The organism is Pseudomonas sp. UM16, from assembly GCF_050312595.1.
Classification (GTDB): domain Bacteria; phylum Pseudomonadota; class Gammaproteobacteria; order Pseudomonadales; family Pseudomonadaceae; genus Aquipseudomonas.
This window is the reverse complement of sequence record NZ_JBNPJT010000003.1, coordinates 210,756-233,873: the sequence shown is the minus strand read 5'-3', so window position 1 is coordinate 233,873 and position 23,118 is coordinate 210,756. Positions and strand designations below refer to the sequence as shown.

The following is a 23,118-nucleotide window of genomic DNA, read 5'->3' as shown; positions in this document are numbered from 1 at the left end:
CCACTCATTTTTATTCTTAGCCGCTCTATATTAGTGATCAGTTCAGTCGCCAGGGTGGCGGTTTGGAATTAATTTTGGGATGTAGCCTCAGCCCCTACACCTCCTACAAAGGCATCGCATACAGCTTGAACAATCGTCTGTCTCGCTCAGTGGCCCCACCCAGATAAGTCCCGTAAGCCTGCTCAATTTCCCCCGACCGGTACATCGCACTGATCACCGAATCCACCAGTAAGCGAAAATCCTCATCTGCGCGGGGCAACACCATCGACACCGGCGCATACTCATAGATGCGCTCCAACAGGCGCAGTGATGAATCACTTTCCGGCCTCGCGAGCAAGTTCTTCAGCAGCATGCGCTCCGAGAAGAATGCATCTGCCCGACCTTGAGCGACCGCCGCAAGCCCTGCTGGATTACCCTCGACAGTAAGCACTGTTGCGATCACCCCCAGTGTCCGTAGTTGCTGACGAACCCACTGCTCGGTCACTCCACCTGATACCACCGCAAACGTCTGATTGGCCAAACCGTGGTTGAGCGTGGCGCGCCAGGTCGGGCCGTTGTGCGCCTGCTTGCCGTTGAGCACCTTGAGCAAGGCCGGTGCTGCATCCTTACGCACCACAGCAGCCACCCCAGCGGTGTACACCGGCACTGAAAAACTCACCTGCTTGCGCCGCTCAAGACTGGCCACCGTTGGCGTGCAGAGGATATCGACGCGGCCACTGCTGACCGCACTGATCTCATCCACCAGGTTCACCGGTACATAGCGCACCTGCAGAGCCGGCTGGCTCAATGTTGCTTTCACCTGTTCGGCGACTTTCTGGCACACATCGATGGCGTACCCCTGGGCCTGGTCACCGCGTTGTACGCTGAACGGCGCAAAATCCGCCAGGTAGCCCAGGGTAAGGCTGTTGCTGGTGTGAACCCGCTCAAGCGTATCGCCATGGGCCAACAGCGGCAGCAAGCCGAACACACAGGCAAGTAGGGCGTTGTTCATCGGCCAGCCTCCGTTCAAGGCAGCTCGGCGCGTTCAACCGCCGCCTGCTGGATGATGAAACGTTCGGCCAGAAAACCATACAGCAGGTACCCGAAGGCCAACACCAGGGCGCCACCGAGCACCGCCTCCATGCCGCAGGCATAGAGGGCATACAACGAGTAGCCTACCGCCACCAGCAGCACCAGGGTATTGCGGCTGTACACCGCGGCGCTCACCCGCGCCTTGTACATAATGGCCAGCAGGCCGGTGAGGGCGGTGACGTAAGGGATCAGGTTGGTCACCGCCGCCAGGCTTACCAGCTTGCCGAACTGGGCGCTGGCATTGGGTGAGACGGTCGACAAGGCCATGGCAGTCTGCAACACACCGCATACCAACATGCCGATGATCGGTGCGTTTCTGCTGCTGAGTTTGGAGAACAAGGAGGGAAACATGCCTTGATCAGCCGTCATTTTCGCCGTTTGCGCCAGGGTGAACTGCCAACCCAGCAGCGAGCCGATGCATGCCATTACGGCCAACGCCATGATGATGTTGCCGATCACCGGGTTGAACATTTTCGCGTAGACCAGGGCGAAGGGCGCCGAGGCGTTGGCCAGTTCCAGATTGGGTACGATGCCTTGGATCACGGTAGTCGAGAGGACGTACACCACTGCCGCCCCAAGCGTACCGAACAGGCATGCCAGGGGCACGTTACGTTGTGGGTTTTCCACCGCGTCGGACGCCTGGGCGGCTGACTCCATGCCCAGGAAAGCCCAGAGCGTCAGGGGGATGGTCTTACCAATGGCCTCCCAGATCGGCAATTGGTTGGGGTTCCAGGCCTGGGCGAACACCTCTTTTTCAAACCAGAACCAGCCGATTACGCTCAAACCGGCAACGGGGATGATGACCCCCCACACCGTAATTGCGCCGATCCTGCCGGTAATGTTCGGCCCGCCAAAGTTGGCGACGATGGTCAGCCAGATCAGTCCGGCGGTGCCGATGAACAGTGCCATGGCACCGCTCCCCAGCCAGGGAATGAACGCGGTCATGTAACCCACGGCGGAGATCGCCACGGCGACGTTGGCAATCGCCAGCGACAAAAAATACAGGTACGAGCAAAGAAAGAACCCCGATTTGGCATGCGCCTCCTCGGTATAGGCTGACAAGCCGCCAGGGCGGGTACACAGCACACCGCACTGGGTAAAGCTGTAGGCAATGGCCATGGAGCCAATTGCCGTCACGCCCCACGACAGCAACGACACCGCGCCAAGCTGCGCCATGCTGGTGGGCAGCATGATGATGCCGGAGCCCATCATATTGACCGTCACCAAGGTAGTGAGCCCGACCAGGCCCATTTTTTTCGACTCAGCCATACCTGTCCCCGATGCGTTGATGTTCGGCTTATTGGGTATAGGCCATCTGCGCGCCTGCAGCGCAATTGTCAGGAAAAATTGGAACGTCCTGCGCTGAGGTTTTTCTATTGAGAAGCTGGCTCACAGAGAGGCTCGGGAGCGTAGCGATGTCCATAGAACGCACGATTGCAGAACTTGAAGCCTGGTACGCGCAGTACGATGATGAAAGCTATCGTCGCGAGTCGCCGGACTTCTACCACAAGGCGTTGATCCGAACCGCCGAGGCTTTGCGTGATGACGGAGCGATCGACTGGGATGATTGGCTGGCGCTGCAAGCCCTGGCCGACGAGGCACACTTCAAAGCACTGGAAGATGCGGTGGAGGCCAAGCTGGATGACCCGGATACTTAAGCGATGAAAGCCCTGAAGGTCGCCACCTTCAATATCAATGGCCTACGCGCGCGCTTGCCTAACCTGCTTGATTGGTTGCAGCGCGAACGCCCCGATGTGGTTTGCCTGCAGGAACTCAAGGCGTCCGACCAACACTTTCCTGCAGCTGATTTCGAAGCGCTCGGCTACGGCACGTTGCATTACGGTCAGGCGGCTTGGAATGGCGTGGCGATTCTGGCCCTGGACGCCCAGCCCCTGGAAAGCCGACGCGGCCTCCCAGGCATGCAAGATAGCCAGAGTCGTTACCTTGAGGTCGCTGTCCATGGCCTGTTGGTTGGCTGCCTGTATTTGCCCAACGGCAACCCGCAGCCAGGCCCCAAATTCGACTATAAGCTCGCCTGGTTCGAGCGCCTTATCGTCCATGCAGCTGTATTGCAAGCCAGTGAACTGCCGGTGGTTCTGGCCGGGGACTACAACGTGGTACCTACCGATCTGGATATCTACAATCCGCGCTCCTGGCTCAAGGACGCCTTGCTGCAACCGCAAAGCCGCGTCTGCTATCAACGCCTGTTGGATCAGGGCTGGGTCGATGCGGTGCGCCATCTGTATCCCGAAGAGCGGGTGTATACCTTTTGGGATTACTTTCGCCAGCATTGGCAGAAGAACTCGGGGTTGCGCATCGATCACTTGTTACTCAACCCGGTGCTGGCGCCGCAGCTGCGCAATGCCGGTGTCGACGCCTGGGTGCGTAACGAACCGCATGCCAGCGACCACGCGCCGGTATGGATCGAGCTTGGCCGGCGCAAGCGGCGTCAGGGGGCATCTTCATAACGCGCCAGCAATGGTTGGGTGCTCAGCCCGTGGGCGACGATGCTCAATGCCACCACCGACAAGGTCAGGTTGATACAGGCGCTCGCCAGCGCCGGGCTTAGGCCCTGGTTGAGGCTATAGAACAAGTAATACAAACTGCCGATCCCGCGAATGCCGAACCATCCGGCCAGCCAACGTTGCTGGCGGTCCAGCAGGGCACCCCAGGGAATCAGCAAGGTGCCCAGCGGACGTATCAGCAGGAACAGCGCCAGCCCCACACCCACGGCGCGCCAATCCCAATGGCTGGCGAGGCTGACTCCGAGCAAGGTCACCAGGAACACTTCCAGCGAGCGTTCGACCAAGCTGCCGAAAGCGAGCATGTCACCCATCATCACCCCGGCAGCGACCTGCTTGCCTTGCAACTGGCGGGTGTCGCCGTGTACCGCCTGATCGGGCTCCAACGGATGATGGCCAACCAGCGGCTGGACCAGGTGCTCGGCCGGCACTGCGGCGTGATCGCTGGAACTCATTTCAGTACGGCGCAGGCCGAGCCCGGCGGCAAACACCGCGAGAAAGCCGTAGGCCTGGATCAGTTCGGCACCGACGTAGGCCAGGGCAATCAGGGCCAAGGCCAGGTAATCGTTGGGCGACACGGTGCTGTCATCATTGCGGATGCGCAACGCCAGGGTTAGGCGGCCGACGCCCTGACCCATGGCGTAGCCGAGTGCCAGGCCGGCGACTACCGCCCAAAGCAAATCATGTCCGGCCCAATGCAACAGGGCGCTGGCACCGAGTTGCGCTTGACCAATCAACAGCAGACCGAGCAATACAAAGGGGAAGGCCACCCCGTCGTTGAGCCCCGCTTCACCCGAGAGGCCAAAACGCAGGGCGTCTTGATCTTTGGCATCACTGACCTGTGCCAGCGAAGCCAGCACCGGGTCAGTGGGGGCGAGGATAGCCGCAATCAGCAGTGATAAGCCCCAGGAGAACGCTAACCACAGGTGCAGCAACAGGCTCAGGCCGACAATGCTCAGCAGCATCAACGGCCCGGCCAAACCCAGGACCACCCGCCACATGCGCCGACTGAAGCGCAGACGCAGCTTGAGCCCGCTGACGAACAGCGAAAACAGCAGGGCAACTTCAGTCAGATGCTCCATCCAAGGTGCGGCATTCGCCAGGTTCAACTGCAGCAGACCAAGGCCCGCTGGGCCGATAGCCACGCCAAGGGCCAAACAAACCACTGAGGTCGTCACCGGCAGCCAGCGCAAGTAAGAGGAGGTTAGCGCCAGAGTCAGCAGCACTGTACCCAGCACCGCTACCCAGACAATGAAGTTCATGGCGCCACCCCGGTTGCCACACGCCAGATGCGTGCCTTGTACATTCGAGGGCCCTAGCCGCTGTGGGTTCCAAATGCTGCAGAGCGCCGTCGGTGTCGGTGTGTTCGTCGCGAAACGGCTGCATCGTCAGTTCCACCCCCACCTGCTCATGTGCAGGATGCAGCGACCGACAATTGCGCCTGGCTGCAGGGGCGAGCCGTGCTCTCGGGCGATGACTGCAAGGTGTCGGCGAACTCATGATGGATTAAGGTCAGGTGCTCGATGGCTTCCTGATAACGACACTGCGCTTTACGCCGCAGGTGCTGGTACTGAGCGAAGTATTCGGCGTCAAATTGCGGGTGGTCGAGCAATGTAAAGGCTTGATGATCGAGTTGCCAGGCTTGGCGGAACAGGCGCTGATTCTGTTCCAGGGCGAACTTGCGGCAGGCCTTAGGTGCAAAGCAGTGGTGGGTGTCTGACATGGCGGACTCCAATGCAATTGAGGACATTGCTATTGGGACCCTTGCTGAGTGCCTAGAGTGCGAATGCAATTGGCTGAAAAAATCTGCAGTTCAACGGCGAAATCGCAAACTAATTATCGTGTTTTTCGAACAGATTGCTGTGCCTCCCATGCGGCTACCCGGACAAATCCTTAAGACCCAGTAAGCTCAAACGAAAAAAGTTGAAAGGCACTTTTCGGCGATTCACGGCTCTATGTAGGGCACAGACCGTGCTGATCCCCGGCGCGGTGCGTATTCCCAGACCCGGTGCCGATGGTCCAATGCTCACTTGTTCGCTCATTGCGCATTCACTGCCAGCCATGGCTGGCGGGGGTGTTGATTCTGTGCACCAGCGCCTGCAGTCAGCAGCAAGGCCGTGATATCGCCACGCAATTGAGCCAGGGCAATCCACAGGAACTGTTTCAGACCAGCGTCGACCGCATGGCCACCCTGGCCATGCGCGACAACCTGCGCAGCTTGTACCTGCTGATGAACAAGCTGTACCAGCGCAATCCCAATCAATGGCGGCAATCGGGATTCGTAGATCCGGCCACCGCCGAGCGCCAGATCCGTCAGGCCATCGAGCAGCGTCTGCCTTTGCCACAGTTGGGCGAGCGGCGCGACCTCGCGGCGCTGAGTTATGCTCTGAGCCCGGAGTTTCGCGGTGATCGGGTCGGCGCCTTCATCTATGCCATCGGTAGCATGCTGGTCACCGCCCATGGTGGTCGTACCGAGTTTTTCATGACCGACACCATCGACCCGCAATTCGTCAACAACGCCGCACGCAACATCGAAAAGGCCACCTGGATGCTCAGTCAGCGCCAGGATGCCAACGGCGTGTTGCTGCTGTTTTCAAATGAGTTTTCAGAAGAGGGCGCAAACCTCAGTTTCGCCGTCGAGTTCGGCAAGATCGTCTCGCGGCTAGACCTGTTGGCGCAGCTGCTCGATGAACGCTACCGGCGCATTGGCCTGAACTATGCGCAAAGCCTGTTGCTGATGAATTTCCTGCCGGTGCAATAGGCTGGGGAACTTGCCTGGCACGATGAGTATCTTATCTGACGTAGGTACTCTATTTGCGGAGGCATCACCATGCGTCGTTTATTGTTTGCTTCTTCGCTTGTTCTTTGCCTGCCCTTCGGTGCGGCCCTGGCTGATGTCGACGCCGGTGATGTCGCCACTTCGGCAGGAGTATCGGCTTCGCTGTACTCCACCTTCAAGGATGACAAACGAGTGATTCCGGCCCGTGATGATGCCTCTTCGTTCATCGCCAGTGGCGGCGCGATTCGTGGCGTCTATCTGGAATCGATGATGCAGCGTGTGCGCCAGGAAAACCCTGGCTTGCAAGCCAGCGATGAAGAAATTGCCCGGGCGATCCTGACTCAGGATGAGCTGGGCAGCGAACGTTGAATACAGTGCGCCTGCCTGGGCATCGGATCTACACTGAATCAGACGGCTTCGGTTCCCGAAGCAGGCACAGGATCCGGAGGTCATCATGTTCAGGTTGTCGTCGGTAAGCCTTTGCGTGGCATTGGCGTTGTGCAATGCCCAGGCAAACGCCGAAACTGTAGTGCCGATGAAGGGCCAGAGTTCCCAGCAAGTGCAGTTGGACATGAACGAATGCCACAGCATCGCCAATAGTGCCTCGAGCAGTACCTCGACGCCCAGCGGTGGGCGGATCAAAGGCGCGGCGGTGGGAGCCGCTGCGGGGGCGGTGGGGGCTGGCGTTCGGGAAAATCAGCATGACGAGATTTCTGATCGCGTCGATGATGATGTTAAGCAGGATTACCGGCAAAACCGTGCCAAGGAAACCGCCGCTGCCGGTGCAGTGGTTGGTGCTTCCAGACAACGTCAAGATCGACGTGAGCAGCGCAGGACTAGCGAGTCGACCAACGCCTCGGCCTATACCAGCTGCTTACAAGGCAAGGGGTATCAGGTAACGCCTTGAAGCCCGGCCAAAGAACGCCGTCCAGTGCTATTTGGACGGCGTTTTGCTTTGCGGGTTAGGCTTGATTTGCGCCCGAGTTAACACTGATCAGGTACAACCCAGGAACACCTATTGCAAGTTGCCGGCGACCGCAATGGTTTGCGCGGTGATGTAGTTCGACTCCGGCGAGCAGAACAGGTACACCGCGTCGGCGGCTTCCTTCACCGTGCCTGGGCGGCCCAGAGGGTTGCGCTGGGCAAACGACTTGGCCGCCTCCGGGCTGATCCCGACGCGGATGTCTCGGCCTTCGATGTTCACCGTCGCACCGGCATGGGCATCGGCGCTGGTCATGCGGGTTTCGATGAACCCAAACGCCACGGCGTTGACGTTGACCTTGAAGCGCCCCCACTCGCGTGCCAGTGCGCGGGTCATGCCGATCACGCCGGCTTTGGCCGAGGAGTAGTTCATCTGCCCGGCGTTGCCATTGAGCGCCGAAACCGAAGAGATGTTGACGACTTTACGGAACACTTCCCGCTCTTGGGCAGCGTCGGCCTGCGCTTGGGCTTTGATTACCGGGTAGGCTGCGCGCAGGATGCGAAAGGGGGCGGTCATGTGGCAATCGACAATGGCGTACCACTGCTCGTCGCTCATCTTCTGAATGACGTCGTCCCAGGTGTAACCAGCATTGTTGACGATGATGTCGATACCGTTGAAATGGTCCATTGCCGTTTTGATGTAGCGCTCGGCAAAGTCCGGGGCGCTGACGTTGCCGTGGCAGATGGCCGCTTCGCCACCCATTTTACGAATCAGCTCAGCGGTTTCCTGGGCCGGGTCGAGGTCCAGGTCGTTGATCACTACGCGGGCGCCTTCGCTGGCCAGTTTCAGTGCAATCTGTTGGCCGATGCCACGCCCGGAACCGGTGACCAGTGCGACCTTGCCTTCAAGTTTTGCCATGGGTGAAGCTCCTCAATTATCAGGTTGTTTACAGGGCGATGACGGCGTCGCCGACAATCTTGATTTCGCCGTACTGGTTGCGGGTGCGGATCTCGACTTTGAGGCGTTGTTCACCCGCGGCCTCGAATCGCTCGACCACCGTGGCGCTGCAGGTGATCTGGTGACCCAGGTGGGTTATGCCGAGAAAGCGCACGCCGAATTCGCGTAACTGGCGTTGGTCGACCCACTGCGTCAGCAGGCGGCCGAGGTAGGCCATCGACAGCATGCCGTGGGCGAACACGTCAGCCATGCCGGCCTTGCGCGCGTAGTCGGTGTCGATATGAATGGCGTTATGGTCCCCCGAAGCGCCGGCGAACAGCGCCAGTGTGGTGCGGTTGATGGCGGCCAGCGTCAGGGTCGGCAGGGTGTCGCCGACGTTCAGCTGTTGCAGGTGTGTAGTGGTCATCAGTGTTCTCCGCTTCAGCTGTTGCGCTGCACGAGTACGCTGCGCAGGTCGGCAACGTGCTCACCGTGCTGGTTGGTCACGCGGGTTTCGCGCACCACGAATTCCAGGGCACCGTCTTTCTTGTCGTAGATGTCGGCGATGCGCACTGCAAAACGCAGGGTGTCGCCGGCATAGGCCATGCGGTGATAACGGAACGACTCCTCTCCGTGCAGGATGCGCGCGGTGACGATGCCCAGTTCTTCACGCCAGGCGTTGGAGGGGATCTGGAACTCCAGCGAGAACAGAAAAGTCGGCGGCAATGGCAGGCCTGGGTGACCGGCATCACGGGCAGCCTGTTCATCGAAGTAGATCGGGTTGGTTTCGCCGGTGGCCTTGGCGAAAAAGCGCAGTTGGCCAGCTTCGGCGGTGGCGAGAAAGGTCGGCAGCTCGCGGCCGATGTGTTTTTTGTCGATCATGTAAGGGGTCCTTGAGAGGCTGGCCGCGTCAGTTTTTCTGGTACACGGTCACCACGCAGGCGCCGCCCAGGCCGAGGTTGTGCTGCACTGCCGTGCGTGCGCCCTGGACTTGGCGCTGCTCGGCGCTGCCGCGCAGTTGGTGAGTCAGCTCGTAGCACTGGGCCAGGCCCGTGGCGCCCAGCGGGTGGCCTTTGCAGAGCAGGCCGCCCGACGGGTTGGTGACCCAGCGGCCGCCATAGGTGTTGTCACCGTCGTTGACCAGTTGCTCGCCGGCGCCTTCAGTGCACAGACCCAGGCCTTCATAGGTGAGCAATTCGTTCTGGGCAAAGCAGTCGTGCAACTCGATGACGTCGACGTCTTGCGGGCCGATGCCGGCCTGGTTGTAAGCGATGTCGGCCGCCATGCGGGTCATGTCGAAACCGACCACGCGAATCATGTCGTGGGCGTCGTAAGTGCTCGGCAGGTCGGTGGTTAGCGCTTGGCCGGCAATCAGCACATCGGTACGCAGGCCGTGTTTTTTTGCAAAGCGTTCCGAGACCACAATGGCGGCCGCCGCGCCGCAAGTGGGCGGGCAGGCCATCAGCCGGGTCAGTACCCCTTCCCAGAGCATGGGGGCGGCCAGTACGTCTTCAGTGCTGACCACATTGCGAAACACCGCCAGTGGGTTGCGTGCTGCGTGTTGACTGGCCTTGGCGCGAATCTTGGCAAAGGTGGCCAGTTGCGTGCCGTATTTTTGCATGTGCGCGTGGCCGGCACCGGCGAACTGGCGGATGGCGGTGGGCAGGTCCGGCATGCCGACCAGTTCATTGGTCAGTTTCAATGCGCGTTCGGTGGCCGGGGCGCGGTCGGTCCAGGCTGACTTCAGTGCGCCGGGGTTCATTTGCTCGAAGCCGAACGCCAGGGCGCAGTCGACCGCGCCGCTTTGCACCGCCTGGCGCGCCAGGAATAGCGCGCTGGAACCAGTGGCGCAGTTGTTATTGACGTTGATCAGTGGGATACCGCTCATGCCCACGCGATACAAGGCTTTCTGCCCGCAGGTGGAGTCTCCGTAGACATACCCGGCATAGGCCTGTTGGACCTGACTGAAATCCAGCCCGCAATCGGCCAGAGCCTGGCGAATCGCTTGTTCGCCCATGACGTCGTAGGGTTCATTGGTGCCAGGCTTTTTGAACTGAATCATGCCCACGCCAGCTACGAATACCTTACTGCTCATCGTATTTTCCTTATTGTTTTCTAGGGTCAGAGCTTGCGCGCGATCAGTTCGCGCATGACTTCACTGGTGCCGCCGTAAATGCGGTTGACGCGCATGTCGACAAAGGCGCGGGCGATCGGGTACTCGAGCATGTAGCCGTAGCCGCCGTGCAGCTGGACCATGTCGTCGATGCAACGCGACAGGGTTTCGGTGCAGTGCAGTTTGGCGATTGCCGCTTCTTCGAGGGTCAGGCGTCGACGCATGTGCTCGCCCAGGTAGTAATCGACCATCACCCGCAGCGCGCTGGCCTGGGCCTTGATATCGGCGAGCTTGAACTTGGTGTTCTGGAAGTCCCACACGGTCTGATTGAAGGCCTTGCGCTCTTTCACGTAGTCCAGGGTCTGCTCCAGCAGGCGCTCCAGCTTGGCCGCGGCAGACACAGCGATGGAGAAGCGCTCCTGAGGCAGTTCGGCCATCAGGTAGCTAAAGCCCAGGCCTTCTTCGCCCAGGAGGTTGCCGACCGGCACCCGCAGGTTGTCGAAGTACAGTTCGGCGGTGTCCTGGGCGTGTTGGCCAACCTTGTCCAGTTTGCGCCCGCGGACAAAGCCCACACGGTTAGCTTCCACCGCGATCAGGCTAATGCCTTTGGCGCCGGCATTCGGATCGGTCTTGCACACGACGATCACCAGGTCCGCGGTCAGGCCGTTGCTGATGAACGTTTTACTGCCATTGATCACATACTCATCCCCCTCACGCACGGCGATGGTGCGCACGGCCTTGAGGTCGGAACCGGTGCCCGGCTCGGTCATGGCGATGGCCAGGATGATCTCGCCAGCGCAGATCGCCGGCAGCCAGCGGCGTTTCTGCTCTTCAGTGCCGCAACGGTTGATGTACGGAGCGATAACGTCGGAGTGCATGCCGAAGTAAGGGCCGCTGATACCGCAGCGGGCGAATTCTTCGTTGAACACCGCACAGTGGCCGAAGTCGCCGCCACCACCGCCGTACTCGGTGGGCAAACTGATGCCCAGCAAGCCTTCACGGCCGGCCTTGAGCCAGGTTTTGCGATCAACCTGGCCGGCCTTGTCCCACGCCGCCTGGCGTGGCAAGCATTCACGTTCGAAAAAGCGCCGCACGGTGGTGCGGAACATCTCATGGTCGTCTCGCAGGACGGTTCGGGCAATCTGCACGCAAGTCTCCTCAAGGATGGCCGGCCGCTTGGGCCAAGTGCTTACGCAAGGCGCGCCATGCGCCTGTGGCTTGAGGATTACGATAGGTCGAGGGCTTTGGCCGAACGCCACCCGAGGCGGGTGGCGAGGTCAAAAACGTGTGGTGGAGGAGGCTACCGAATTCAGTGCGCGTCGCTGTCGTGAGCATGAAGATCACGCATGCGCGCAACCGCTTCATCGCGGCTGCTGACACCCAGCTTGCTGTAGATATGGCTCAGGTGCCACTTCACCGTTTCGGGCGACAGACTCAGCGCCCGGGCGATTTTCTTGTTCGGCAAGGCTTGGGCGAGCAGGCGCAGCACTTCGAGTTCACGCTCGCTCAACGGTTCGATTGCCCTTGCACTGGGTTTGCGCGGTGCAGTGACCATGGTTACGCCGGTTACCACTGTCGGCACCGCTGACTGTGCCGCTTGCAGTCGCTCGACATAGAAAGCCAGCACCGGGTCCAGGGCTTCACTGCTGGCGACTGCGCTGATCAGCGCCAGGCCATTGGGATGGGCGTCCAGCAGGCTGCGCAGTAAACCGAAGCGCTGCCCGCGACGCAACGCCTCCATGACCTTGTCGCGTGCCCGGTCGCGATTGCCGCGCTCGGACTCGACCACGGCGCTCAGCACCAGCAAACGCACGGTACCCAACTGCCGGCGGTGCTGTTCACAGGTAGCAATCAGTTGTTCCAGTCGCTCGCAGGCGCCCTCCAGGTCGCCCTGATCGAGCTGCCAGCGCACCCGGGCATTTTCGGTGAGGATGTGAATTTCCTTGAGCGCACTGTGGCCGGCATTCGGGTGCCGGGCATCGATCGCTTCCAGGCGCGTCAGCTTGGCGCGTGCTGCTTGCGGTTCGCCCAGCAGCAGTAACCAGTGTGTCTGCCAGGTCAGGCAATAGGCTTGCAGACGATCCAGCCCCAACTTGACCGCGTATTCATCCAGACGCTCGACAAAGGCAAAGGCCTCCTGGTGGTTACCAGCCAGCCATTGCACATTCCACAGCACTTGGAGCACGCGCAGTACGGAGTCAGGGATCGAGATCCGTTCGAGAATGTCGATCCAGCCTGACAGCAACTTGAAGGCGGCATCGACTTCGTTAGTTTCGTACAGCACCTCACCCAACAAGGCTGCGGACAGGTACGTGGCATCGGCACCGGCCTTGCCGCAATGGCTGGCTTCCTCCAACACATCGCGATAGACCCGTTCGGCCTGGGTCATCTGGCCCTCAAGAGCCAGGCTCAGGCCAATCATGCAGCGACCTTGCAGGCTGCCGGCGCTGGTGCCGAGAAAGGGGTCGCCGTTGATCAGCAGTACAGGGCGGTCAAGTTGCACCTGACGGGCTTTTTCGTAGTCGCCGCGGTGCATGTAGAGCCAGGACAGGATGTTGGCGCAAGAGCCAATGGCCACGGGGTCACTGTCGGCGGGTGGGTTGAGCAAGTGTGGCACCACCGTCATCGCGGCATCGGTGTCATCGCGTTGCAAAGCCAGGGATGCACGCAGCAGCGCCAACATGAAACGTTCGTGCGCATCCTGCTCGGGAACCTCGCGAAACAACTGCTCAAGGCTTTCGGCGCAGGCGGCAAAATCTCGGGCATAGAGTTGCATTCGCGTCTTGATCAGGCGCAGCTTGACCCGCGACTGCACCTGCTCTGCCGGTAGCAGCCGCACCAGCTCGATCAACATGCGCAGGTCACCATGGGCATACAGCGTCTGCGCGTGTTGCTCTACCAGTACCGCAGCGGCTGCAGGGTTGCCGCCCATGACCGCATGGTGAACCGCTTCATCCAGGTGGTTGTGGTCGCGAAACCAGGCCCAGGCCCGGACATGGACGGCCTGTTGCTCCGCGCTGCTGCGCGAGTCGAAGTATTTGAGCAGGGTTTCGCGCAGCAACGGGTGCAGGCGATACCAGGTCTCCCGCCCGGCACTGTCCACCGGGATCAGGAACAGGTTGTCCCGCTCCAGGCGCGTCAGCAGCGCATTGGCCGCGTTGACCGCTTCTGAGTGACCGCTCAGGGCTGCGCACAGCGAGGCACAAAAGCGGTTGCAGACCGCCATGAGCAACAGTAAATCAAGGTCGGTGGGTGACAGATGCGACAACACCTCAACTTCAAAAAAACGCGCAAACGCCTGGTTGTCACGTATCTGCGTGTGCAGAGGTGCAGACGCCGTCGCTGGGGCTGGACGATTTTTCTTGCGGCTCACGGCCAGCAATTGCAAACCCGCCACCCAGCCATCAGTCAATTCGTGCATCAGCTTGGCATCGCGGGCATCGACCTGGCCCAGCTGCGCCTTGAGAAACTGTTCGGATTCCGCCGCAGTAAAGCGCAGGTCGCGCAGATTCAAGGTTTGCACCTGGTCCTGACTGCGTAGCCGCGCCAGCGACAGCGGCACCGCACTGCGCGACACCACCACCAGGTGCAGGTTGGCAGGCGCGTAATCGAGCAGCCATTGCAGCGCCTGGTGAATGGCCACGTCGGTCAGGTGATGCAGATCATCGAGCACCAGTACCAGTTCAGTGCCACGACGGGCAATGCTGCGCACCAGGGTGATCACCGTACGCTCCACCGCTTCACTGTCGATGCCGCGACCTTCCAGTTGCGTGGCCTCGTGCACCAGGCTCGGGTCGACGTAACCCAGGCTCGCCAGCAGATAGTCGAGAAAGCGAGTCAGCTCATTGTCGTCGGCAGACAGGGTCAGCCAGGCCACGTCGAACCCCAGGGGCAACAGGGCCTGGCGCCAGGCGATCAAGGTCGACGTCTTACCGCAACCGGCCGGCCCCTGCAGCACGATGCAGCGCTGGCGCCGTGCCTTGAGCATCTGCTCCTGCAGGCGCTCGCGGGAAATCAGGCGCCCGGTGCTGCGTGGCGGGATCAGCTTGGTACTGACGATTGGCGACTGTGTCAGATTCAGGACCTGGCTGGCGAGGCTATCCGCTGCAGCGGACTTGCGGTGTTTGTCCATGGGCTTCCCGCTTCATTTTTGTTTTTAAGCATGCACTGAATCTAGCTGAATGTAACCCAGCGCTAGAAGCCCTGGCTTATCGGGCTGGCAATCGCCACCCGATGCGGGTGGTGGGGGCGAGCCTTGTGGTTGTTCTACTGCATGACAGAACAACCGGGGTGCTGCCTGACCCGTACAACAACACGAACACCATGCACCGCAGTAGGAGTTAGCCATGGCGATACAGTTCAAGATCATCGAGCACGTGGCACTCATCACCCTCGATGGGCAACCCTCGACCAATACCCTGAGTGTCAGCGAGCTGATGCACCTGCGCAAGACGCTAAGCGCCTGCCAGGACGATGAGCAGGTGCGGGTCATCGTGGTTACTGGTGCGGGAGGGCGCGCGTTTTGTTCGGGCATCAACCTGAATGCCTCGTTGCGAACCGTGCCCGGCTATGTGGGGGCCGCGCTGAAAAGCCGCGAGGCCGAAGCTGAGGAGGGGGGGTATGGCCGGCTCTTGGACCTGACCGACCTGGAAATCTGGAAGCCGATCATCGCGGCAATCAACGGCGCCTGTCTGGGTGGCGGCTTTGAGCTGGCGCTGCAGTGTGACCTGCGGCTTGCCGCCAGCGAGGCCAGCTTCGGTTTGCCCGAAGTAGGCACAGCGAGCATTCCGGCCGCCGGTGGCGTGCAGTACCTGCTGCGCGCCATTCCCGCTGCCCACGCCATGAAAATCGCCCTTACCGGTGAACCAGTCGACGCCCAGGAGGCGTTACGTATTGGCTTGATCAGCAACCTGGTGCCGCACGAGCAACTGCTGCCGGCAGCCTTGGGCCTGGCGCAGCGCATAGCCGTCAATGGACCGCTGGCCGTGCAGGCGATCAAGCGCCTGGCGCTGCAGACCGGCCACCTCACCGCACGCGAATTCGCCACCCAGACCCACCTGCACTGGGGCTTGCTGCGCGAAAGCCAGGACCAGGCCGAAAGCCGTCTGGCCCAGGCCGAACAACGCGCCCCGCGATACACCGGGGCGTGACCTGGCAGCCCCGTAATACCGCTGTTCTTGCCTGACAACAATAATTCACAGGAGCGTTCCATGTACCTGACTCAAGGGCTGCACCGCATGGTGCAGCAAAAGCCTGATGCCCTGGCGACGGTGTTTCGCGACCGACGCCACACCTATGCCCAGTTGGCCGAGCGGGTAGCGCGCCTGGCCGGAGCCTTGCAACAGCTGGGGATGCACAGCGGCGACCGGGTAGGTCTGCTCGGGCTGAATTCCGACCGCTTTCTGGAGTATTACCTGGCGACCTGGTGGGGCGGGGGTGTGGTCAACCCGGTGAACATCCGCTGGAGCGTGGCGGAAATCGTCTATTCGCTGGATGATTGCGACACCCGCATCCTGATGATCGACGACACCTTCCTGGCCATGGCCGATGCAATCGCCGCCAGCGCCAAGGTGCGGCCGCTATTGATTCATGTCGGCGACGGGCCGGCGCCGGCAGGCATGCTCAGCTACGAACAATTGATCCGTGAGGCACAGCCAGTAGATGACGCCTTTCGCGGTGATGACGACCTCGCCAGCATCCTCTACACCGGCGGTACCACTGGACAGCCCAAGGGCGTGATGCTGTCACACATGAACCTGTGGTCGGCGGCAATCGCACGCGCTGCCGATGTACCTGTGCCGGCCGACGCCCTGACCCTGCATATCGCGCCGATGTTCCACCTGGCGGCGCTCTCCAGAGTGATTCTGCTTGCGTTGATCGGCCTGCCGAGCGTTTTCGTGCCGGCCTTCGATGCGCTGAATGTGATGCGCACCATTGCCCGTGAGCGCGTCACCGACATCCTCATCGTGCCCACCATGCTGCAGGCCTTGATCATGCATCCCGAGTTTTCCCAGCATGACCTGAGCTGTCTGCGCAGCCTGACCTATGGTGCTTCGCCGATTGCCGTGCCGTTGCTGGAGCTGGCCCTGAAGGCTTTGCCGCAGGTCGAATTCACCCAGGGCTATGGCATGACCGAGGCCGTGCCACCGATTTCCGCCAATGGTCCGGAAAACCATGGCCCCGAAGGTATCGCCAATGGCCTGCTGTGTTCGGCCGGACGGCCAGGGCTGGGCGTGACCGTGCGCATTGTCGATGAACAGGGCAACGAAGTGCCGCGCGGCACTGTCGGCGAAGTGGTGGTGCGTGGGCCGAACATTATGCTCGGCTACTGGAACAAGCCGCAAGAAACTGCCCATGCCCTGCGCGGCGGCTGGATGCACACCGGCGATGGCGCATACATGGATCAAGCGGGCTACCTCTACATTGTCGATCGCTTCAAGGACATGATTGTCAGCGGCGGGGAAAACGTCTATTCCGGCGAAGTGGAAAGTGCCATTGCCAGTCATCCGGCCGTGGCCGCTTGCGCGGTAATTGGCATTCCCTGTGCGCAATGGGGCGAATCGGTGCATGCAGTGGTCGTCCTCAAGCCCGATGGCCAGGCCCGCGATGCGGAAATCATCGAGCACTGTCGTCGGCAGATTGCGGGCTACAAAACTCCGAAAAGCGTGGAGTTTCGCGACACGCTGCCGCTGTCCGGTGCGGGCAAAGTCCTCAAGCGTGACTTGCGTGAACCGTTCTGGGCCGGTAAGGACCGCGGGGTGAGCTAACGCCATGTACATGACCCAGTGCCTGCACCGTACTTTGCAACAAAACCCGGAGCATCTCGCCACCCTGTACGGCGAACGTCGCCACACCTATCGCCAGTTTGTCGAGCGCGTTGGGTGCCTGGCGGGGGCTTTGCGACGCCTGGGGATGGCTCCGGGCGACCGGGTCGGCATGCTCGCGCACAACAGCGACCGCTACCTGGAATACCTGTTTGCCGTGTGGTGGGGTGGCGGGGTGGTCAACCCGGTGAATTGTCGCTGGAGCGTGGCCGAGATCGTTTACTCGCTCGATGATTGCGCCACCGGCATTCTGTTGATCGATGAGCCGTTCGCCGCCATGGCCGATGACATCCGCGCCATGGCCGGTACTCGACCGCTGTTCATCTATGCCGGGGACGGGGATGTGCCCGCGGGCATGCACGGCTTTGAGCAGCTGATTGCCAACTCGCCAGCGGTGGAGGATGCCGGACGCGGCGGCGATGACCTCGCCTGCATCATGTACACCGGCGGCACCACCGGCTTTCCCAAAGGGGTGATGCAGTCGCACCTTAATCTCTGGTCGGCTTGCCTGCCGCGTATGGTGGACATGCCGCCAATAGCAGGCGGGCGCTTGTTGCATGTGGCACCACTGTTCCACGTTGCCGGGATGGCGCGGGCACTGATCCAGTTCCTGGCGGGCGAAAGTCACGTGCTGGTAGCGGGTTTCGATGCCGAACACACCTTGCAGGTGATTGAGCGTGAGCGGATCACCGAAACCTTGCTGGTGCCAAGCATGATCCTTGCACTGTTGGCCCATCCGCATTTCGACCGTTATTACCTGGGCAGTCTCAAACGCCTGACCTATGGCGCCTCACCCAGCGCTGGCGAGATGGTTGAGCAGTTACTGGCGCGGTTACCGGATATCGAACTGTCCCACTCCTATGGTCTCACCGAGGCCTGTCCGGTGGTGTCCAGTAACTTGCCGTGCAACCACCGCCCCGAAGCGCGGGCCAGTGGGCTGTCGCGGTCAGTGGGACGTGGCGGCCTTGGCGTGCAGGTGAAGATTGTCGATCTGCAAGGGCGTGAGGTGTCGCGCGGTACGGTAGGCGAGATCATCGTCCGTGGGCCGAACATCATGCAAGGTTACTGGAACAAACCTGAAGAGACCGCCAAAGTTTTGCGTGAGGGGTGGTTGTACACCGGCGACGCCGCCTACATGGACGAGCAGGGTTATCTGTTCATCGTCGACCGGCTCAAGGACATGATCGTCAGTGGCGGCGAGAACATCTACTCGGCCGAAGTCGAGAACGTGCTCGCTCGACACCCGGCAGTGGCCCAGTGCGCGGTGATTGGCGTTCCCCATCCGCAGTGGGGTGAAGCGGTGCACGCAGTGGTGGTGTGTAACCCTGGCGCTCAGGTGGACGTGGCGCAATTACGTGAGCATTGCCGCCAGTTCATCGCCCGCTACAAGTGCCCCAAGACCGTGGAATTTCGTGAGCAATTGCCGCTCTCGGCAGCAGGCAAGGTGCTCAAGCGGGTGCTGCGCCAGGCCTACGCGGTGGGCGCTGCAGCGCCTGCGAACTGACATCGGTTTCATACGTTACAGCAGCCATTCGCGCTACCCGATCCGGGTGGCTTAAACACCCCCCCGGCTCACTACATTGGGGCTACGAAGCAGGCGCACCTCGGTCTGCCAACCCACTGGAGATCCCGATGCACATCAACCGAACTGTCTACCGTGAAGACCATGAAATGTTGCGTGAAAGCGCGCGGCGTTTCTTTGAGCGTGAGTGCCTGCCCAGGCAGGCGCAGTGGGACGAAGCCGGGCAGGTCGACCGGGAAACCTGGCTCAAGGCCGGTCGCCACAACCTGCTGTGCCTCACGGTGCCAGCCGAATATGGCGGCGGTGGCGGTGATTTCGGGCATAGCGCGGTGCTCATCGAGGAGCTGTACCGCGCTGGTGTCTCGGGCTGGAGCCTGGGGGTGCATTCGGACATTGTCGCGCCGTATATCGTGCGCCTGGGCACCGAAGCGCAAAAGCACCAATGGCTACCGAAAATATGCACCGGCGAAACCGTGCTGGCCGTGGCCATGACCGAACCGGGCACCGGCTCGGACCTCAAGGCGATTCGCACCACCGCCGTGCGCGACGGTGACGAGTGGGTGATCAACGGCAGCAAGACCTTCATCAGCAATGGTCTGTCTTGCGACATGGTCGTGGTGGTGTGCAAGACCGACCCCAGCGCCGGTGCCAAGGGCTGCAGCCTGATCATGGTCGAATGCGACCGGGCGGGCTTTCGCCGTGGCCGCAAGCTGGAGAAAGTTGGCCAGGCGGCGGCCGACACCGCCGAGCTGTTCTTCGATGATGTGCGGGTACCGGTGAGTAACCTGCTGGGTGAAGAGAACAAGGGCTTTATCCATTTGATGGAAGAGCTGCCCCAGGAGCGCCTGGTGATTGCCCTGTACAGCGCCGCCAAACTCGAACGCATGCTCGAACAGACCATTGAATATGTGAAGGACCGCAAGGCGTTCAACCAGACCGTCTGGGACTTTCAGAACACCAAATTCAAACTCGCCGACATCAAGGCGCAAGCCACCGCCGTGCGCTTGACCATCGACCACTACATAGGCGAGCACATGCGCCGCCGCCTTACCGTGCAAGAGTCGGCGATCGCCAAACTGCTCGCTACCGAGACCTTGTGCAAGTGCATCGACGACATGGTCCAGCTGCACGGCGGCTACGGCTACATGCTCGAGTATCCGATTGCCCGTGCCTTTGTCGACATGCGTGTGACGCGCATTTTCGGCGGTACCAGTGAAGTGCTGCGCGAGCTGATCGCGCGCAAGCTTTGATCCACTCCCGAGATTTTCAGGTGACTCCATGAGCGAAAACGTATTGGTTGTCGGCGTTGGTATGATTCCCTTCAGCAAGCCCGGCACGAGCCCGACCTATGTACAGATGGGCGCAGAAGCGGTGCGCCGTGCCCTGGCCGATGCCGGCATTGGCTATGAGCTGGTGCAGGAGGCCTACGCCGGTTATGTCTACGGTGACTCCACCTGCGGCCAGACCGTGCTGTATGAAGTGGGCATGACCGGTATTCCGGTGGTCAACGTCAACAACAACTGCTCCACCGGTTCCACCGCGTTGTACCTGGCGCGCAAGGCCATCGAGTCGGGGTCGGCCGATTGTGTGCTGGCGGTCGGTTTCGAACAGATGCAGGCCGGCCCGTTGAAGTCTCACTGGGATGATCGCCCGCCGACCCGTGAGCGCTTTTTGCCGATCCTGCGCGGCCTGACTGCCGATGTTGGCAGCGAAATGGCACAGGCGCTGCGCACCTTTGGCGGCGCTGGGCGCGAGTACATGCAAAAGTACGGTACACGCATGGAAACCTTCGCCGCTGTGCGCGCCAAGGCCAGCCGTCATGCGGCCAACAATCCCCTGGCGCTGTTTCGCAAAGTCCTTAAAACCGAAGACGTGATGGCTGACCCGGTGCTCTGGCCTGGGGTGATGACCCGGCTGATGGCCTGCCCGCCGACCTGCGGTGGTGCTGCGGCGATTCTGGTTTCAGAGCGCTTCGCCCGTAAGCACGGCCTGCGTCGTGACGTGCAGATCCTGGCCCAGGCGATGACCACCGACACCCCGGAATCATTCAACTTCGACAAGCCTTCGATGCTCGACTGGGTCGGCACGCACATGACCCGCGCGGCGGTGACGCAGGTTTACGAGAAGGCCGGCGTCGGCCCGCAGGATATCGACGTCTGCGAGTTACACGACTGCTTCGCCCAGAACGAGGTGATCTGTTACGAGTCCCTGGGCTTTTGCCCTGAAGGCGGCGCGGAACAGTTCGTCAAAGACGGCGACAACACCTACGGCGGGCAGATCGTCATCAACCCCTCGGGTGGCCTGCTCTCCAAAGGGCATCCGCTGGGGGCCACCGGCCTGGCCCAGTGCTACGAACTGACTCAGCAACTGCGCGGTAACGCCGAACAGCGTCAGGTCGAACGCGCGCGTCTGGCCCTGGCCCACAACCTGGGCCTGGGTGGTGCGTGTGTAGTGACGCTGTACGGCAACGTTAACGCAGCGGGCTAGTCGCCGTGTGCTGCACATCACCCCGAGTGTAAGGACGTCACCCGAATCCCCCTTGCATGGATGCACCCCTCATCCCTAACCGGAGAACCGCATGACAAAAACAACAATGCGCGGCGTCTTCCAGCCAAGTCTGCTGGCCGTAGCTGTAACCTTTGCCACTAGCGCGGGTGATCACGCCCACGCGGTTGAGTTCCACATCGGTGAGATCCAGGGCAACTTCGATTCGGCACTGTCCATCGGCGCCAGTTGGGCAACCAGCGACGCGGATTCGAAGTTCATTTCCAACTTCAACTCACAGGGCAAGTCGGGTTCGTCCGCATCGCGGACCACCGACGACAACCGCCTGAACTTCAAGAAGGGTGAAACCTTCTCGAAAATCTTCAAGGGCGTGCATGACCTAGAACTCAAGTACGGTGACAGCGGTGCCTTCGTGCGCGGCAAATACTGGTACGACTTTGAGTTGATGGACGAGCATCGGCCGTTCTATGACATCGACGACAGTGGCCGCGATCGCGCTGCCAAGTCATCCGGGGCAATGTTTCTCGACAGCTTCGTTTATCACAATTATGCAATCGGTGATCTGGTCGGCAACGCTCGGCTCGGCAAGCAGGTGGTGAGCTGGGGTGAGAGCACCTTCATCGGCAACTCGATCAACAGTATCAACCCCATCGACGTGGCGGCGCTACGGCGCCCAGGTGCCGAGGTCAAGGAAGGCCTGATCCCGGTCAATCTGTTCTATCTGTCCCAAGGGCTGACCGAGAACCTCACCGCCGAAGCGTTCTTGCAGCTGGAGTGGGAGAAATCGGTAGTCGACAACTGCGGGACCTTCTTCGGCAACGATGGCGTCCCTCAGGGCTGTAACGACCGTCTGGTGATTGCCGGTCTCGACCTGCCACCTGGCCAGGCGCAAAACACCGGGGGGCTGGGCGCGATTGCTGCCGGTCTGGACGATGCCTACATCCCGCGGCTCAAGGACAAGGACGCCCGTGACAGCGGTCAGTACGGCCTGGCCTTGCGCTGGTTCGTGCCGCAGCTCAATGACACCGAGTTTGGTGCCTACGCCATGAACTACCACAGCCGTAACCCTTACCTGAGCATCAACCAGATGAGCAGTGCGGCGGGTGGCCTGGCATCGGCACGCAGTGCCCGCTACTTCATCGATTATCCGGAAGACATCCGCCTATATGGCCTGAGTTTCCAGACCAACGTCGGCTCTGTGGCCCTGGGTGGCGAGGTCAGTTACCGGCCGAACATGCCGTTGCAGTTGAACACCGCTGACCTGTTGTCCGCCGCGACCTTCGGTGCCACTTCACCGCTGATTACCACCGGTTTTGCTGGCCGTAACCTGGGTGCCGAAGTCAATGGCTACAAGCGCATGGCGGTGTCTCAGGCGCAGATGACCGCCACCCAGTTCTTTGACCAGGTACTGGGTGCCAGCCGCCTGACGCTGGTGGGGGAGGTGGGCTACAACCATATCAATGGCTTGGGCAAGGCTGACGGTTCCGATCTGCGCTTTGGCCGCAGCCCGGCCTTTGGTGCCGGTGAGTTGCCAGGGGCGGCAGGCCTGGCCACGTGCCAAGGCAGCGCAGCGGGCACCCCGAGGGCCAGCAACCCGGCCCAGGAATGCAACGATGATGGTTTCTATACCAGCAACAGCTGGGGCTATCGGCTGCGCGGCAAGCTCGACTACCAGAACGTGATCGCCGGCATCAACCTGTCGCCCAACCTGGCCTGGTCCCACGACGTTGAGGGCTATGGCCCGAACTTCGACGAAGGGTCCAAGGCGGTCAGTGTCGGCGTGGATGCCGAGTACCAGAACACCTACACCGCCAGCCTGAGTTACACCAACTTCTTTGATGGCGATTTCAACACCAACGTCGACCGCGACTTTCTCGCCCTGAGCTTCGGCTTGAATTTCTGATGCAACCCTGCCAGAGGTACT

21 protein-coding genes are annotated in these 23,118 nt (G+C 61.1%); 11 read left to right on the top strand and 10 right to left on the bottom strand.

From position 1 onward, the window contains the following. Positions 1-103: 103 nt before the first annotated feature. Together ACQRAX_RS04765 and potE are read right to left on the bottom strand one after the other, a co-directional pair. Positions 104-991, bottom strand: a complete 888-nt coding sequence (locus ACQRAX_RS04765) for an amino acid ABC transporter substrate-binding protein (protein WP_412039197.1) — start codon at positions 989-991, stop codon at positions 104-106. Between the two features lie 14 nt (positions 992-1,005). After that, complete coding sequence (gene potE, locus ACQRAX_RS04760) at positions 1,006-2,340, bottom strand: putrescine-ornithine antiporter (RefSeq protein ID WP_412039198.1); 1,335 nt, start codon at positions 2,338-2,340, stop codon at positions 1,006-1,008. A gap of 146 nt (positions 2,341-2,486) precedes the next feature. Here potE and ACQRAX_RS04755 point away from each other — a divergent pair, with 146 nt between their 5' ends. After that, positions 2,487-2,729 carry a hypothetical protein gene (locus ACQRAX_RS04755; protein ID WP_412039199.1) on the top strand — a complete coding sequence of 81 codons (243 nt, stop codon included), beginning with the start codon at positions 2,487-2,489 and terminating at the stop codon, positions 2,727-2,729. Positions 2,730-2,732: 3 nt separating this feature from the next. Continuing rightward, positions 2,733-3,539 carry an exodeoxyribonuclease III gene (locus tag ACQRAX_RS04750; protein WP_412039200.1) on the top strand — a complete coding sequence of 269 codons (807 nt, stop codon included), beginning with the start codon at positions 2,733-2,735 and terminating at the stop codon, positions 3,537-3,539. On the opposite strand, the gene ACQRAX_RS04745 is transcribed toward ACQRAX_RS04750, so the two are convergent. Further along, positions 3,521-4,855: a cation:proton antiporter gene (locus tag ACQRAX_RS04745; protein ID WP_412039201.1), complete on the bottom strand. Its 1,335-nt coding sequence runs from the start codon at positions 4,853-4,855 to the stop codon at positions 3,521-3,523. The two genes, ACQRAX_RS04750 and ACQRAX_RS04745, sit on opposite strands and share 19 nt — an antisense overlap. A gap of 146 nt (positions 4,856-5,001) precedes the next feature. Further along, a complete protein-coding gene (locus ACQRAX_RS04740; protein ID WP_412039202.1) occupies positions 5,002-5,316 on the bottom strand; it encodes a hypothetical protein in 315 nt (104 codons plus the stop codon). Between the two features lie 291 nt (positions 5,317-5,607). Between ACQRAX_RS04740 and ACQRAX_RS04735 the strand changes: the two genes are divergently transcribed. The 3 genes from ACQRAX_RS04735 to ACQRAX_RS04725 all read left to right on the top strand — a co-directional run bounded on the left by ACQRAX_RS04735 (position 5,608) and on the right by ACQRAX_RS04725 (position 7,279). Beyond that, positions 5,608-6,354 (top strand): hypothetical protein, encoded by a 747-nt coding sequence (locus tag ACQRAX_RS04735; protein WP_412039203.1) that lies wholly within the window; start codon positions 5,608-5,610, stop codon positions 6,352-6,354. 69 nt (positions 6,355-6,423) lie between these two features. Next, positions 6,424-6,741, top strand: a complete 318-nt coding sequence (locus tag ACQRAX_RS04730; protein WP_412039204.1) for a DUF2388 domain-containing protein — start codon at positions 6,424-6,426, stop codon at positions 6,739-6,741. An 85-nt stretch (positions 6,742-6,826) separates the two neighbouring features. Continuing rightward, positions 6,827-7,279 (top strand): hypothetical protein, encoded by a 453-nt coding sequence (locus ACQRAX_RS04725; protein WP_412039205.1) that lies wholly within the window; start codon positions 6,827-6,829, stop codon positions 7,277-7,279. A 108-nt stretch (positions 7,280-7,387) separates the two neighbouring features. Here the strand turns inward: ACQRAX_RS04725 and ACQRAX_RS04720 are convergent, their stop codons facing one another. From ACQRAX_RS04720 to ACQRAX_RS04695, 6 genes are all read right to left on the bottom strand, one after another. Continuing rightward, positions 7,388-8,212, bottom strand: coding sequence for an SDR family NAD(P)-dependent oxidoreductase (locus ACQRAX_RS04720; protein ID WP_412039206.1), 825 nt, complete (start codon positions 8,210-8,212; stop codon positions 7,388-7,390). A gap of 28 nt (positions 8,213-8,240) precedes the next feature. Continuing rightward, positions 8,241-8,657 carry a MaoC family dehydratase gene (locus tag ACQRAX_RS04715; protein WP_412039207.1) on the bottom strand — a complete coding sequence of 139 codons (417 nt, stop codon included), beginning with the start codon at positions 8,655-8,657 and terminating at the stop codon, positions 8,241-8,243. Positions 8,658-8,671: 14 nt separating this feature from the next. After that, positions 8,672-9,112 carry a MaoC family dehydratase N-terminal domain-containing protein gene (locus ACQRAX_RS04710; RefSeq protein WP_412039208.1) on the bottom strand — a complete coding sequence of 147 codons (441 nt, stop codon included), beginning with the start codon at positions 9,110-9,112 and terminating at the stop codon, positions 8,672-8,674. 28 nt (positions 9,113-9,140) lie between these two features. Further along, positions 9,141-10,325 carry a lipid-transfer protein gene (locus tag ACQRAX_RS04705; protein ID WP_412039209.1) on the bottom strand — a complete coding sequence of 395 codons (1,185 nt, stop codon included), beginning with the start codon at positions 10,323-10,325 and terminating at the stop codon, positions 9,141-9,143. Positions 10,326-10,351: 26 nt separating this feature from the next. Then, positions 10,352-11,452 carry an acyl-CoA dehydrogenase family protein gene (locus tag ACQRAX_RS04700; protein WP_412039377.1) on the bottom strand — a complete coding sequence of 367 codons (1,101 nt, stop codon included), beginning with the start codon at positions 11,450-11,452 and terminating at the stop codon, positions 10,352-10,354. Between the two features lie 200 nt (positions 11,453-11,652). Continuing rightward, positions 11,653-14,475: a LuxR C-terminal-related transcriptional regulator gene (locus ACQRAX_RS04695; RefSeq protein ID WP_412039210.1), complete on the bottom strand. Its 2,823-nt coding sequence runs from the start codon at positions 14,473-14,475 to the stop codon at positions 11,653-11,655. 214 nt (positions 14,476-14,689) lie between these two features. On the opposite strand from ACQRAX_RS04695, the gene ACQRAX_RS04690 reads away from it, so the two are divergent. The 6 genes from ACQRAX_RS04690 (at position 14,690) to ACQRAX_RS04665 (ending at position 23,097) form a co-directional block, all read left to right on the top strand. Then, on the top strand, positions 14,690-15,493 hold the full coding sequence (locus ACQRAX_RS04690; RefSeq protein ID WP_412039211.1) for an enoyl-CoA hydratase/isomerase family protein: 804 nt from the start codon (positions 14,690-14,692) through the stop codon (positions 15,491-15,493). A gap of 60 nt (positions 15,494-15,553) precedes the next feature. Beyond that, positions 15,554-17,110 (top strand): acyl-CoA synthetase, encoded by a 1,557-nt coding sequence (locus ACQRAX_RS04685; RefSeq protein ID WP_412039212.1) that lies wholly within the window; start codon positions 15,554-15,556, stop codon positions 17,108-17,110. A 4-nt stretch (positions 17,111-17,114) separates the two neighbouring features. Further along, the gene (locus tag ACQRAX_RS04680) at positions 17,115-18,671 is read left to right on the top strand and encodes an acyl-CoA synthetase (RefSeq protein WP_412039213.1); all 1,557 of its coding nucleotides are present in this window, start codon (positions 17,115-17,117) and stop codon (positions 18,669-18,671) included. A 128-nt stretch (positions 18,672-18,799) separates the two neighbouring features. Further along, positions 18,800-19,939, top strand: coding sequence for an acyl-CoA dehydrogenase family protein (locus ACQRAX_RS04675; protein ID WP_412039214.1), 1,140 nt, complete (start codon positions 18,800-18,802; stop codon positions 19,937-19,939). A 28-nt stretch (positions 19,940-19,967) separates the two neighbouring features. Further along, positions 19,968-21,176, top strand: a complete 1,209-nt coding sequence (locus ACQRAX_RS04670) for a lipid-transfer protein (RefSeq protein ID WP_412039215.1) — start codon at positions 19,968-19,970, stop codon at positions 21,174-21,176. Between the two features lie 91 nt (positions 21,177-21,267). Beyond that, the gene (locus ACQRAX_RS04665; protein ID WP_412039216.1) at positions 21,268-23,097 is read left to right on the top strand and encodes a DUF1302 domain-containing protein; all 1,830 of its coding nucleotides are present in this window, start codon (positions 21,268-21,270) and stop codon (positions 23,095-23,097) included. Positions 23,098-23,118 lie beyond the last annotated feature (21 nt).